The organism is Jannaschia rubra, assembly GCF_001403735.1.
GTDB lineage: Bacteria > Pseudomonadota > Alphaproteobacteria > Rhodobacterales > Rhodobacteraceae > Jannaschia > Jannaschia rubra.
Genome location: NZ_CXPG01000011.1, coordinates 87,583 through 99,966, shown reverse-complemented (window position 1 = coordinate 99,966; position 12,384 = coordinate 87,583). Strand labels below are relative to the sequence as shown.

At 69.8% G+C, this 12,384-nt stretch carries 13 protein-coding genes; 5 read left to right on the top strand and 8 right to left on the bottom strand.

The annotated features are described in order from the left end of the window. Positions 1 to 73: 73 nt before the first annotated feature. The 8 genes from JAN5088_RS02690 to JAN5088_RS02655 all read right to left on the bottom strand — a co-directional run bounded on the left by JAN5088_RS02690 (position 74) and on the right by JAN5088_RS02655 (position 8,183). Positions 74 to 559, bottom strand: coding sequence for a (2Fe-2S)-binding protein (locus JAN5088_RS02690; protein ID WP_055681272.1), 486 nt, complete (start codon positions 557 to 559; stop codon positions 74 to 76). Between the two features lie 81 nt (positions 560 to 640). Further along, positions 641 to 1,618 (bottom strand): molybdopterin-binding protein, encoded by a 978-nt coding sequence (locus JAN5088_RS02685; protein ID WP_055681271.1) that lies wholly within the window; start codon positions 1,616 to 1,618, stop codon positions 641 to 643. Continuing rightward, positions 1,615 to 2,583, bottom strand: a complete 969-nt coding sequence (locus tag JAN5088_RS02680; protein WP_055681270.1) for an XdhC family protein — start codon at positions 2,581 to 2,583, stop codon at positions 1,615 to 1,617. The genes JAN5088_RS02685 and JAN5088_RS02680 overlap by 4 nt, the downstream gene beginning before the upstream one ends. A gap of 132 nt (positions 2,584 to 2,715) precedes the next feature. Beyond that, positions 2,716 to 4,728 (bottom strand): OmpA family protein, encoded by a 2,013-nt coding sequence (locus JAN5088_RS02675; protein WP_055681269.1) that lies wholly within the window; start codon positions 4,726 to 4,728, stop codon positions 2,716 to 2,718. 76 nt (positions 4,729 to 4,804) lie between these two features. Then, complete coding sequence (locus JAN5088_RS02670) at positions 4,805 to 5,290, bottom strand: DUF1203 domain-containing protein (protein ID WP_055681268.1); 486 nt, start codon at positions 5,288 to 5,290, stop codon at positions 4,805 to 4,807. Positions 5,291 to 5,363: 73 nt separating this feature from the next. Continuing rightward, positions 5,364 to 6,569: a vWA domain-containing protein gene (locus tag JAN5088_RS02665; RefSeq protein WP_055681267.1), complete on the bottom strand. Its 1,206-nt coding sequence runs from the start codon at positions 6,567 to 6,569 to the stop codon at positions 5,364 to 5,366. A gap of 52 nt (positions 6,570 to 6,621) precedes the next feature. Then, positions 6,622 to 7,500, bottom strand: coding sequence for an AAA family ATPase (locus JAN5088_RS02660; RefSeq protein ID WP_055681266.1), 879 nt, complete (start codon positions 7,498 to 7,500; stop codon positions 6,622 to 6,624). Positions 7,501 to 7,610: 110 nt separating this feature from the next. Further along, positions 7,611 to 8,183 (bottom strand): YceI family protein, encoded by a 573-nt coding sequence (locus tag JAN5088_RS02655; protein WP_055681265.1) that lies wholly within the window; start codon positions 8,181 to 8,183, stop codon positions 7,611 to 7,613. A gap of 197 nt (positions 8,184 to 8,380) precedes the next feature. Here JAN5088_RS02655 and JAN5088_RS02650 point away from each other — a divergent pair, with 197 nt between their 5' ends. The 5 genes from JAN5088_RS02650 (at position 8,381) to JAN5088_RS02630 (ending at position 12,380) form a co-directional block, all read left to right on the top strand. Then, on the top strand, positions 8,381 to 8,824 hold the full coding sequence (locus JAN5088_RS02650) for a PRC-barrel domain-containing protein (protein ID WP_055681264.1): 444 nt from the start codon (positions 8,381 to 8,383) through the stop codon (positions 8,822 to 8,824). Positions 8,825 to 9,021: 197 nt separating this feature from the next. Next, a complete protein-coding gene (gene rpsF, locus JAN5088_RS02645; protein ID WP_055681263.1) occupies positions 9,022 to 9,393 on the top strand; it encodes a 30S ribosomal protein S6 in 372 nt (123 codons plus the stop codon). An 11-nt stretch (positions 9,394 to 9,404) separates the two neighbouring features. Next, entirely contained in the window at positions 9,405 to 9,632 is a 228-nt protein-coding gene (gene rpsR, locus JAN5088_RS02640; protein ID WP_055681262.1) for a 30S ribosomal protein S18, read from the top strand. 12 nt (positions 9,633 to 9,644) lie between these two features. Beyond that, on the top strand, positions 9,645 to 10,274 hold the full coding sequence (rplI, locus tag JAN5088_RS02635; RefSeq protein ID WP_055681261.1) for a 50S ribosomal protein L9: 630 nt from the start codon (positions 9,645 to 9,647) through the stop codon (positions 10,272 to 10,274). Positions 10,275 to 10,421: 147 nt separating this feature from the next. Next, complete coding sequence (locus JAN5088_RS02630) at positions 10,422 to 12,380, top strand: bifunctional 2',3'-cyclic-nucleotide 2'-phosphodiesterase/3'-nucleotidase (RefSeq protein WP_055681260.1); 1,959 nt, start codon at positions 10,422 to 10,424, stop codon at positions 12,378 to 12,380. The last annotated feature ends 4 nt before the right edge of the window (positions 12,381 to 12,384 follow it).

Below are 12,384 nucleotides of genomic sequence, written 5' to 3'. Positions count from 1 at the left end.
GTGGCGCCTGGCGCCGATGTCGATGCGGGGCGCGGCTCCTCCCTTCCGTGCCCCGCCGTCCGGCCTCGGCCGGTCATTCGGCGGCGACCGGCGCGACCTCCTGCCCCGATGCCGCCATCACTGCCTTGACGATGTTGTGATAGCCGGTGCAGCGGCAGATGTTGCCTTCGAGGTAATGCCGCACCTCCGCCTCCGACGGCTTCGGGTTCTCCTCCAGCAGCGATGCCGCCGACATCACCATGCCCGGCGTGCAGAAGCCGCATTGCAACCCGTGATAGTCCTGGAACGCCTGCTGGATGGTGCCGAGGCTGCCGTCGGCGTCGGCCATCCCCTCGATGGTTCTCACCTCCGCGCCGTCCAGCTCCTGCGCCAGCACGGTGCATGCCTTGACCGGCGCGCCGTCGACGTGGACGACGCAGGCGCCGCATTGCGACGTGTCGCAGCCCACATGCGTGCCCGTCAGGCGCAGCCCCTCGCGCAGCCATTCGACCAGCAGGGTGCGCCCCTCGGCCTCCGCCGTGCGCGACTTGCCGTTCACGGTCATCGTGACCTTGCCCATGGTGCGATCCTCCCCTGTTCGTGGCGGCAGTCAATCACAGGACAATCCGCCGGGGAACAGGTTTCTGCCATCCGCCCTGCGTCAGCGGCGCGGCCGGTCGCGCGGCTGCGGCCGCGTCGGGATCTCCTTCAGCAATCCGCCCACGCCCATCGCCGCGATGTCCCCGGCCCCCACCGGCACGCCGCAGACCACCCGCTCCAGCACCCAGTCCGCGCCGTTCAGCGCAGGCGACCGGGCGCATCCCGGCAGGCCGATCACCGCGGCCCCGCCCAGGTCCCCCAGGAACAGCAGGTTGCCCGGATCGACCGGCATCCCGAACCGCGTCACCCGCCCCCCGGCGGCCACCAATGCGGCCGGCCCCACGTCCGCGACGTCCGACGTGGCCGAGGCCGTCAGCACCAGCCGCAACGGCGCGTCCCCCTGCGCCAGCGCACGCGACAGCGCATCGACCTGATGCGGCACCTCGACCACCTCGCAGGACACGCCCAGACGGTCCAGCCGCGCCACGACCGCCCTCGCCCCCGTGGCCGCCCCGTCCAGCGTCGTGACGATCAGGCGCGCGCGGTCCATGACCGGCGGGTGAAGGCGCATCGCCCCCCGCGCCGCCTCGCACGCCCGGTCGAGCGCCGCGCCCGCCACGCCATAGGCGATGATCTTGACCGTCGCCGCCATCGTTCCCGCCGCGACCCGTTGCCAGGGCGGCAGCGTGGCCACGGTGATCATCGGATCGACCGCATTGGCCGCGTTCACCGCGGCCACATCGACCCCCACGACCCCCGGCCCCGCCGCATGGAGGTTGGCGCGGCCGGTGAACGCCTCGCGCAGGTCCAGCTCCGGTCCCGCCAGCGCCGCCGCCAGCCGCGCCGCCGCCGCGTTCTCGTCCACGTCGCCGGGGTCGAGCCGCGCCGCCGTGACCTCCGCGATTCCCGCCCGCGTCAGCGCCTCGATCTCGGCTGCGCCAATGAGAAGCCCCTTCCGCAGGCGCCCTCCCTCCACCGCGACCGAGTGGGCCAGGATCGCGCCTTCGGCCGAAGCCGTGGGGACCGCCCCGAACCTCATGGCCGCCGCAACGCCTGCGTCATCGCGGCGAGCACGGCGATAGCGATCTCGCCCGGCGTCCGCGCCCCGATGTCGAGCCCGATGGGCGCGTCGATCCGCGCGATGACCTCCGCGTCCATCCCCGCCTGCTCCAACCGCGCGACCCGCTTCGCATGGGTCCGGATCGAACCCAGCGCGCCCACATAGAACGCCGGACTCCCGAGCGCGACCGTCAGCGCAGGGTCGTCCAGCTTCGGATCATGCGTCAGCAGGACGACGGCGCTGCGGGCATCGGGGGCGAAGGCCGCCATCGCCTCATCGGGCCAGTCGTGGACCAGCGTGGTGTCGGGAAACCGCTCCGGCGCGGCGAAGGCCTCCCGCGGGTCGATCACGGTGACGGCGTAGCCCGCGATCCGCGCCATCGGCACCAGCGCCTGCGCGATATGCACCCCGCCCACCACCGCCAGCCGCAAGGGCGGCGCGTGAAGCGTCACGAAGGTCCGGCCGTCCTCCTCGAACCCGCTCCGATCCTCGCGCAGACGGTCGGCCACCGCCTCCGCCGACCTCAGCGCCACCTGCCCCGTCTCCATATCCACCGCCTGCCCCACGGCCTCGCCCCGCGCACGGCGCGCCACCAGATCGGCCAGCACCGCCTCGGGCAGCGTGCCGCCCACAGGCTCCACCAGGACGCGGATGGTGCCGCCGCAGGCCAGCCCCACGGCGAAGGCCTCGTCGTCGGTCACGCCATAGGTCAGCACCCGGGGCTTGCCATCGCCCATCGCCTCCAGCGCCTCGGCCACGACCGCCCCCTCGACGCATCCGCCCGACACCGACCCGACCAGCCCCGCCTCGCCCGACACCGCCAGCTGCGACCCGCGCGGACGCGGCGCGCTGCCCCAGGTCTCGATCACCGTGGCCAGCGCCGCACCCTTGCCCGCCCGGTGCCAGTCGAGCGCGGCCTTCGGGGCATCGTCCAGACCGCTCATGCCGCCCGTCTCCTTCTTCCTGTCGGAAATACTCCGGGGAGCGCGAGGGGCTGGCCCCTCGCCCGGTCGATCATATGCCAAACGGCCCGCCCCCGGAAAGGGACGGGCCGCATCTTCACCTCTCGGCTGCGATCAGTTCGCCGCGGCGGTCTGCAGCAGGCCGGTGATCTGGCGCACGGTCGCGCGCCGGTTGGCCTGTTCCGCCGTCTGCGTCGGCACCTTCAGGAACGATTCGCCGTAACCCTGAACGACCATGTTCTCCACCGGGACGCCGAAATACTCGTTCAGGGCCAGCGCCAGCGATTCCGCGCGGCGGTCCGACAGCGCGAGGTTGTAGGCCGCGTCGCCCACCGCATCGGTGTGACCTTCCACGAGGAAGACCTCGCGCGGGTTCTGCTGGATGCGCTTCAGCACCTCCTGCGCCAGACCGTTCAGGTTTTGCGCCTGTTCGGGCACGATGGCGGCCGATCCGCTGGCGAAGGTCACGGTGCTCACCTCGAAGGCGGGCGCCAGCGCGCGGACCTCGGGGATGTTGCGGACCTGCGCCAGGCTGAACCGACGGTCCAGACCCTGCTCCCGCGCCAGCGCGGCGGCCAACTCGTCGGTGCCCGACCGGGTGGAGACGGACGGGTTCGGCCGCGGCAGCGTCGACACGTCGACCGGCGCCACCTGCGTGGTGTCATCGATCAGCATGTAGCGGCTGCCGTCGGGCTGCACGACTTCGCGTCGCAACACGCGCAGCGAGGCATCGCGGATCGTCACCACCTGGCTGCCGTCCTCGCGGAGCACCGTCTGGCGGGTCGAGCCGTCGTCGAACTGCTCCGTCCGCACGTTCGATCCGGCCTGGCGCAGCAGGACGTTGTCGTCCTTGAGCACCTGCAGCCCACCGTCGTCGCGCTGCACGATCACCCGGTCGCCCGAATTCGACACGACGCGCGACCGGTTGTTCAGGACTGCCCCGACCGCGAGCGCGCCGAGCGCGCCGAGCAGGATCTTGTCATTGCGGTCGAACCGCTTCTCGTCGCGCTCGGTCTCGACAGCCTGGGTCGTGAAATCCTGGGCCGAGGTGCGCACGTCCTCCTGCGTCACCGTCTGCTCCTCGACCTCGGTACCTTCGGCACCTTCCTCGGCAGCGGCGGCAGCGGCGGCGGGGGCATCCCCGTCCCCCAGCAGCGACGACAGCGCGGCGGCCGTCTGGTCACGGGCCTCCGTCTCCTCCTCGGTCAACTCCGGCTCGGGCTGGGCCGCGACTTCCGCCGCGATCTCGCTCTCGGTCGGGGTCTCGACGATGGGCGCGGTCTCCTCCTCGGGCGCCGCCATCTCGGTCTGCGCCCCGGCATCCGGGGCTTCGGCTTCGGTCTGTTCCTCGGTCGCGGCCTCGGGGGCCTCGCCCGTGGCCGGATCGACGGCCGGCACGCCCGCACCCGGGTCCGCGACGTCGGGGTCCACGGCATCCGGCGTGTTCAGCATGTCGTCGACCACTTCCTCGGTGTCGATGCCGCTCTCCTCCTCCGCCGGGGTTTCCTCGGCGACGGGCGCTTCTTCCTCGGCGACAGGGGCTTCCTCGGCGACGGGTGCTTCTTCCTCGGCGACAGGGGCTTCTTCCGCAACGGGCGCTTCCTCGGTCGCAGGTGCTTCCTCGGCCGTCGTCGCCGCCTCGGCCCCGGCTGGGGCTTCCTCCGCGACCGGAGCCTCGGCCTCGGGCTCCTCCGTCACCGCTTCCTCGGCGGCCGGCTCCTCGACCGGAGCTTCCTCGGCAGCAGGTTCCTCGGCCGGAACTTCCTCTACGATCGGCTCCTCGACCGCCGGCTCCTCGACTACCGGCGCTTCCGCAGCAGGCTCCTCGACCGGCGCGGCTTCTTCGGCAGCCTCCTCTTCGGGCGCAGCTTCCCCTGCCGGCGCAGCTTCCTCCTCGGGCGCGGCCTCCTCTACCGGCGCGGCCTCCGCGGCACCTTCCGAGCGTTCGGCCACGCAGTTGGCGAGGCCTTCCGCGTCCTCGCCGAATTCGGCGGTGCAGGCCGACAGGACGTCTTCGGCGGTCTGTGCGAAGGCCGGGGCGGACAGGCCCGGAACCAGCAGCGACAGGCTCGCAGCGAGCGCGGTGGCCGCGCGCAGCGGGTGGGTGGACGGTGTTGTGCGGGGCATGGATGCCTCCTCCGGGGGTTGTTCCTTGACGTCACATAACCCCGGCATGACACCGATGTTCCAGCACGCCGTCGTGTTATCCGATAACCTGCCCTGCTTCGGCGTCCCGCCGCGCACGGGTCTGGAAACAGTTGTTGCGCGCGGACCGTACGTCGACGAAGGCGACGCCCGGGTCGGACAGGCGCCGCGCGACTTCCGCCATCAGCACCCCGGCCGCCACGACCGCCCCGGTGCCGTAGCGGATGCGGTGATCGGACGTGTATGCCTTGATGAGATAATCGGGCGAGGTCGTCAGGATCGGCGGCACGCCGTCGCCTTCCCAAGGCGTGCAGGCATCGGCGCAGAGGAAGATCGGTCCCGTCTCGGCATAGGGCTGCGGCGCGGGGAAAGGTCGCGCGGCGAGAATCAGGTACTCCGCGCCCTTCGGCACGTCGCAAAGGCAGGACCGGCAGGGGACGCCGATGCCGTCCGACACCGCGCGTTCGGCGGGCTGGCCGTGGGCATCTGAGCCGCCGGCACGGACGGCGCCGACGAAATCAGGGTCGTAGGGGGTGAACTGCATGATGGCTCCTCCGTGCTGTCGCCACCGATCTGACGGCGGGCGCCATGCCACCGCGACCCGGAACCTGCGCAATTCAGCGAAGCGGCGTGTCAGGGGCCGAGAGGGCCGCCGCCAGCCCCTCCAGCGCGGCGATGGAATGGCCTGCGCGCAGCACGTCCACATGGGGCACGATCGCGCGGATGCCCGCCGCACGGGGGGCGAAGCCGTCCCATCGCAAGAGGGGGTTCAGCCAGATCACCCGGCGGGCGGTCAGATGCAGGCGCCGCGCCTCGAACGCCAGCCGCTCCGGGTCGCCCCGGTCGAGACCGTCGGTCACGAGAAGGACGATGGCCCCCTGCCCCATCACCCGCCGGGACCAGTCACGGTTGAACGCGTGGAGCGCGTCGCCGATGCGGGTTCCGCCTTCCCAGTCCTGCGCCTCGGCCCCTGCGGCGGCGAGGGCGGCATCCACGTCGCGGGTCCGCAGGTGGCGGGTGATGTTGGTCAGGCGGGTGCCGAAGGTGAAGCCATGCACCTCGGCCCAACCCTGCCCTTGCCGGTTGGCGACGGCATGGAGGAAGTGCAGGAGCGCCCGCGAATAGGAGGACATCGACCCGGAAATGTCGCAAAGCGCCACGAGGTTCGGCCAGCGGGTGCGGGGGCGCGCATGTTTCAACGCCGCCATGTCGCCGCGGCGCAGGGTGGCGCGCAGCGTGGCCTGCCGGTCGATCCGGCCCTGCGGCGCGGCCTGCCTGCGGCGCGACGGCAAGGGCGGCACCGGCAGGCGCAGGGTCGCGAGCATCCGCTTCGCCTGCGCCATCTCGGCCGTCGACATCTGCTCGAAGTCAAGCGTCCGCAGCCGTTCGCGCCCGCTGGCGGTGGCGGAGGCGTCGAGGGTCAGCTCCTCGCCCGCGCCCTCCGGCTCCTCCTCCGGCGGGCGGTCGAGCAGGGCCTCCGCCGCGCGCTTTTCGGCGGGCTTCGGCGGACGGTCCTGCTGCACCCCCCGGACGGTGGGCGTGAGCAGACCCATCATGTGCTCCAGATACCGCGGATCGCGCCAGTAGAGGCGGAACAGCTGCGCGAAGGTCGCGCGGTGTTCGGGACGCTGCACGAAGACCGACTGCAGCGCATGAAAGAAATCGGCCCTGTCGGTGAACCCCGCCGCCTGCACCGCCCGCACCGCGAGGATCAGGCGGTCGGGGCCGGCGGGCACGCCCGCGCGGCGCAGCGCGGCGGCGAAATGGGCGATGTTGCCGGCAAGGCGCGGCACGTCGGGCAGATCGAGGGGCGCGTGTTCCATGCGACCGGGGGCTAGCCCCCGGACCCCCGGAGTATTTGGGACAGGACGAAGGTCATGCGACTTCGGCGCGGACTTCGGCCAGGATGCGCGCGGCTTCCGACCCCTGAAGCTTCTGGATGTCGTCCTGATACTTGAGCAACGCGCCCAGCGTGTCGGCGATGACCTCGGGCGACAGGTCGATCATGTCGAGCGCCAGCAGGCACTTGGCCCAGTCGATCGTCTCGGCTACGCCGGGTTTCTTGAACAGATCCTTGGTCCGCAGGCGCTGGACGAAGGCGACGACCTCGCGCGACAGGGCCTCCGACGCCTCCGGCGCGCGGGCGGCGAGGATGGCCATTTCGCGGTCGTGGTCCGGGTAATCGACCCAGTGATAGAGGCACCGGCGCTTGAGCGCGTCGTGAACCTCGCGCGTGCGATTGGAGGTGAGGACGACGATGGGCGGCGCCGGCGCGCGCACGGTGCCGGTTTCGGGGATCGTGACCTGAAAGTCCGACAGCGCCTCCAGCAGGAAGGCCTCGAACGGGGCATCGGTGCGGTCGATCTCGTCGATCAGGAGGACCGGGGGGCCGGCGGGATCGGGGCGCATGGCTTCGAGCAGGGGTCGCGCGATCAGGAAATCGTCGGAATAGAGGTCCGGCGGCGCCGCGCCCGTGGCTTCGGCCCGGCGAATGGCCATCATCTGCGCGGCGAAGTTCCATTCGTAGACCGCCGAAGCCGCGTCGAGCCCTTCGTAGCATTGCAGCCGGATCAGGCGGCGGCCCAGGGCGGCGGCGATTGCGCGGGCGATCTCGGTCTTGCCGGTGCCGGCCTCGCCCTCCAGAAACAGCGGTCGGCCAAGGCGCAGGGCGAGGAACACCACCGTCGCCAGCGCCGGTCCGCAGACATAGTCCTGATCGGCCAGCGCGGCCTGCACATCGTCGATGGAGTTCATGGCCGCATGGGGCATCCTGCGCGCGTCGGGGTCAAGGCGCGACGGCCAATGTTTCGCATGCGAAACATCGGGCCGCATACATTTTCGGATGCGGCCCGGTTGACGCAGCGTCAGGCTTCGGGCTGCCCCGCCTCGATCGAGATGGTCACCTCGACCTCGTCCGAGATGAAGGGGGCGAACATGTCCGCATCGAAGTCCGACCGGAGCAGCGTGGTCGTGGCGTCGAAGCCGATCCAGGGGCGGTTCTGCTGCGGATGATCGGCCATCTGCGTCAGTTCCGCGTCGAGCACGATCTCCTTGGTCACGCCGCCCAGCGTCAGGTCGCCGGTGATCTTCGCGGTGTCGTCGCCCGTCACCTCGATCGCGGTGGAGGTGAAGGAAACGGTGTCGTTCGCGGCCGCGTCGAGGAAATCGGGGGAGCTGAGGTGCTTGTCGCGCTCTTCCCAGCCGGTGAACATCTCGGAGGCGGGAATGGACACCTCGACCGAGGAATTGGCCGGATCTTCCGCGTCGAACATGATCGTCCCTTCCCAGCCGGAGAACATGCCCCAGGTCGTCGAGAAGCCCAGGTGCTCATATTCGAACAGCGTCTGGCTGTGGCTCGGGTCGAGCTCATAGGCGACGGGTTCGGCCAGGGCGGGCGCGGCAAGCAGGACGGCGGCGGCGAGGGTGGTGCGGAACATGGAGCTCTCCGGTTGTTGCAGTTGACCGGACGGACGATCCAGCATCCGATGACGATAGGAAAGGGCGTCCCCCTCAACATGTCGTGTGCAGCGGCGCACCGCCGGGAATTTCGAAAGTCATTCGGAATTACGGAACCGCGAGGCCGGGATCGGGCGTTGGAAGGGCACAGGAAACGAACCTGCAACAGGAGAAACACATGCTACGCACCCTGAGCACCGCCGCGCTTGCCGTCACCCTCGCCGTTCCCGCCTTCGCGCAGGACATGGCGGACATGTCCGACCTGATCCGCTCGCGCGACATCACCGGCGGCCCGGTCTATTCGATCGCCAACAACTATGACGAGAATACCTGGCTCGACCTGAACGACCGCGATTCCTACGGCTACAACAATTATGGCTACGGCACCGACTACAACCAGATCGGTGAGATCGAGGACGTGATCCTCGACAAGGGCGGCCAGATGGTCGGCATCGTGGCCGAAGTCGGCGGCTTCCTCGACATCGGCGACAAGCACGTCATGGTTCCGGTGGACGACATCCGCCTCGTGGCCGTGGACGACGCCAGCTACAGCTACGTCACGCGCCTGAGCGAGGAGCAGCTGGAAGAGCTGCCGTCGGTCGACGAAGGCTGGTGGGACTGATCCCCGTCTGAAGCGACATGCGAAGGGGGCCGTTTCGGCCCCCTTTTTCGTGGGCGTGCCGCGGCCCTTGCGCCGGCGGGCCACATCGCTATACCCCGCCCATCCCGCCATGCACCTTCGATCGCGTGGACTCTCGTGTCCGGGGGGCGGGACCTGCCCCGGACTTTGAAACGCGCGCCTACAAGACAGGAGTGAACATGCCGCTCTATGAGCATGTGATGATCGCGCGACAGGATCTGTCGACCGCGCAGGCCGAGGGCCTTGTCGAACATTTCAGCACCGTCCTTTCGGACAACGGCGGCTCGGTCGTCGATTCCGAATACTGGGGCGTCAAGACGATGGCCTACAAGATCAACAAGAACCGCAAGGGGCATTACGCCTTCCTGCGGACCGACGCGCCCAGCGCCGCCGTGCAGGAGATGGAGCGTCTGGCCCGTCTGCACGACGACGTCATGCGCGTGCTGACCATCAAGGTCGACGCCCACGAGGAAGGACCTTCGGTCCAGATGCAGAAGCGCGATGAGCGTCCGGACCGCCGCGATCGCGGTGACCGCGGCGACCGCAGGTAAGGAGCAGAGACATGGGCACCAAACCGTTTTTCCGCCGTCGCAAGTCCGATCCGTTCGAGGGCCCCAATGCCCCCAAGATCGACTACAAGGACACCCGTCTGCTGCAGCGCTACATCAGCGAACGCGGCAAGATCGTGCCGTCGCGCATCACCGCCGTCTCGGCCAAGAACCAGCGCGCCCTCGCCCGGGCGATCAAGCGCGCGCGGTTCCTGGCCCTGCTGCCCTATGCCGTGAAATAAGGAGACTTCGACATGAAAGTGATCCTTCTGGAACGCGTGGCCAAGCTCGGTCAGATGGGCGAGATCGTGGACGTCAAGCCCGGCCACGCCCGCAACTTCCTGCTGCCGCAAGGCAAGGCGCTGTCGGCGTCGGACGCCAACATCAAGGCGTTCGAGGGTCGCAAGGCCCAGCTTGAGACCCAGAACCTCGAGACCCGCAAGGAAGCCGAGAAGATGGGCGACAAGCTGAACGGGGAGCAGTTCGTCATCATCCGCTCCGCGTCGGACGCAGGCGCTCTCTATGGCTCCGTCACCACGCGCGACGCCGCCGAGGCCGCGACCGAGGCCGGGTTCACGGTCGCGCGCGGGCAGGTCATCCTGCAGGCGCCGATCAAGTACCTGGGCCTGCACAAGGTCACGGTGCGCCTGCACCCCGAGGTGGAGGCCGAGATCGAGCTGAACGTCGCCCGGTCGCCCGAGGAGGCCGAGCTTCAGGCCGCCGGCAAGTCCATCCAGGAGCTTGCCGCCGAGGAAGAAGCCGCCGCCGAGTTCGAGATCTCGGAGCTGTTCGACGACATCGGCGGTGCCGCCGACGAGTTCGGTGACGACACCGGCCCCGTCCGCACCCCCGAGAGCGACGGCGAAGGCGAGCAGCCCGCCTGAACCGCGACACCCTTGCGAAGGGCCGCGCCTGTCATGGGCGCGGCCCTTTTTCGTTTCATTGCTGACGTCGGGAAATGCGTCACACGGCGGCGCCCGGGCGTGCATACTGGCGGGACAAACCGCCGATTCTGCCACGGAGCAAGCGCCATGATCCTGACCCGCCGCCATTTCCTGACCACCACCGCGGGGGCCGCGCTGATCGCGGTGCATCCCTTCGCTGCCCGCGCGCAGGCCGGGCAGGCGCATCTGCGGATCGCCGAGACGACGGACCTGCATGTCCACGTCTGGCCCTATGACTACTATGGCGACAAACCGGTCGATACCGTGGGCCTGGCCCGCACCGCCGCGCTGATCGAACAGGTGCGCGCCGAGGCGGGCAATACCATCGTGCTGGACAACGGCGACTTTCTGCAGGGCAATCCCATGGGCGACTTCATGGCCTATGAGCGCGGGCTGAAGGCGGGCGACATCCACCCCGTGATCGCCGCGATGAACGCCGTGGGGTTCGACGCGGGCACCATCGGCAACCATGAGTTCAACTACGGGCTGGAGTTCCTCGACAAGGCCGTCGCCGGTGCGGGGTTCCCCATCGTGCTGGCCAACATCGTCAGGGAACAGGCGGCGGAGCCCACGGCCGATACCACGCTGGTGCCGCCTTATGTCATCCTCGACCGCGATCTGACGGACGGGGCGGGCGAGACGCACCCCATCCGCATCGGCGTCATCGGCTTCACGCCCCCGCAGGTCATGCGGTGGGACCGGCAGCATCTGGAGGGCAACGTCACCGCGCGCGACATCGTCGCCACCGCCGAAGCCTGGGTGCCGCGCATGAAGGCCGAGGGCGCCGACATCGTCATCGCCCTGTCGCACAGCGGCATCGGCGAGGCCGAGCATACCGAGATGATGGAGAACGCGAGCGTGCCGCTGGCGGCCGTGCCCGGCATCGACGTCGTGCTGACCGGCCACCACCACCGGGAGTTTCCGGGCGAGGATTACGCCGGGATCGACCATGTCGATGCGGTCGCGGGGACCATCCACGGCAAGCCCGCCGTGATGCCCGGCTTCTGGGGTTCGCACATGGGGCTGGTGGATCTGCTGCTGGAGCGGGACGGCGACGGCTGGCGCATCGCGGGGTCGACGTCGGAGATCCGGCCCATCGCCGTGCGGCAGGAGGACCGGACCTGGGTGCCGCAGGTCGAGAGCGTCGACGCCGTGCTGGCCGCGACCGAAGCCGACCACGAGGCGACGCTGGAATACGTCCGCCGTCCGGTGGGCAAGACCGACGCCCCGCTGCACAGCTATTTCGCGCAGGTGGCCGACGACCCGTCGGTCCAGATCGTGTCGATCGCGCAGAAATGGTATGTGGAGCAACTGCTGAAGGGCACCGCGGACGAGGGGCTCCCCGTCCTGTCGGCCGCCGCGCCCTTCAAGTCGGGCGGAAGGGGCGGACCGGAATATTACACCGACGTGGCGGCGGGCGACGTGGCGATCCGCAACGTGGCGGACCTGTATCTCTATCCGAACACGGTGCGCGCGGTGAAGATCACCGGGGCGCAGGTCAAGGACTGGCTGGAGCGGTCGGCCGGCATGTTCAACCGGGTGCAGCCGGGCGACAGCGACGTGCCTCTGCTGAACCCCGATTTCCCCAGCTACAACTTCGACGTGATGGACGGCGTCGAATACCGCATCGACCTGAGCCAGCCCGCCCGGTTCGATGCCGAAGGCGCGGTTGCCGACGCCGACGCGAACCGCATCCTTGACCTGACGTATCAGGGCGCGCCCATCGACGCGGAGGCGGAGTTCGTCGTCGCCACCAACAACTACCGCGCATCGGGCGGTGGGTCGTTCCCGGGCGCGGACGGGTCGACCATCATCCTGGAGGCGCCGGACACCAACCGCGACGTCATCGTCCGTTACATCGTCGAGCAGGGCACCATCAGCCCTTCGGCCGACGGCAACTGGGGTTTCGCCCCGGTCGAGGGCGCGACCGCGCTGTTCGAGACGGGCCCGGCGGCCGCGGCCTATGCCGAGGGCGTGCCCGGCCTGACGCTGGAGGAAGTCGGCGTGAACGACGAGGGGTTCCTGCAATACCGCATCACCCTCTGACGCC

Excerpts from the sequence above, each read along its gene's own strand:
- JAN5088_RS02690 (WP_055681272.1), bottom strand. The coding sequence starts at position 559 with ATGGGCAAGGTCACGATGACCGTGAACGGCAAGTCGCGCACGGCGGAG.
- JAN5088_RS02685 (WP_055681271.1), bottom strand. The coding sequence starts at position 1,618 with ATGAGGTTCGGGGCGGTCCCCACGGCTTCGGCCGAAGGCGCGATCCTG.
- JAN5088_RS02680 (WP_055681270.1), bottom strand. The coding sequence starts at position 2,583 with ATGAGCGGTCTGGACGATGCCCCGAAGGCCGCGCTCGACTGGCACCGG.
- JAN5088_RS02675 (WP_055681269.1), bottom strand. The coding sequence starts at position 4,728 with ATGCCCCGCACAACACCGTCCACCCACCCGCTGCGCGCGGCCACCGCG.
- JAN5088_RS02670 (WP_055681268.1), bottom strand. The coding sequence starts at position 5,290 with ATGCAGTTCACCCCCTACGACCCTGATTTCGTCGGCGCCGTCCGTGCC.
- JAN5088_RS02665 (WP_055681267.1), bottom strand. The coding sequence starts at position 6,569 with ATGGAACACGCGCCCCTCGATCTGCCCGACGTGCCGCGCCTTGCCGGC.
- JAN5088_RS02660 (WP_055681266.1), bottom strand. The coding sequence starts at position 7,500 with ATGAACTCCATCGACGATGTGCAGGCCGCGCTGGCCGATCAGGACTAT.
- JAN5088_RS02655 (WP_055681265.1), bottom strand. The coding sequence starts at position 8,183 with ATGTTCCGCACCACCCTCGCCGCCGCCGTCCTGCTTGCCGCGCCCGCC.
- JAN5088_RS02650 (WP_055681264.1), top strand. The coding sequence starts at position 8,381 with ATGCTACGCACCCTGAGCACCGCCGCGCTTGCCGTCACCCTCGCCGTT.
- rpsF (WP_055681263.1), top strand. The coding sequence starts at position 9,022 with ATGCCGCTCTATGAGCATGTGATGATCGCGCGACAGGATCTGTCGACC.
- rpsR (WP_055681262.1), top strand. The coding sequence starts at position 9,405 with ATGGGCACCAAACCGTTTTTCCGCCGTCGCAAGTCCGATCCGTTCGAG.
- rplI (WP_055681261.1), top strand. The coding sequence starts at position 9,645 with ATGAAAGTGATCCTTCTGGAACGCGTGGCCAAGCTCGGTCAGATGGGC.
- JAN5088_RS02630 (WP_055681260.1), top strand. The coding sequence starts at position 10,422 with ATGATCCTGACCCGCCGCCATTTCCTGACCACCACCGCGGGGGCCGCG.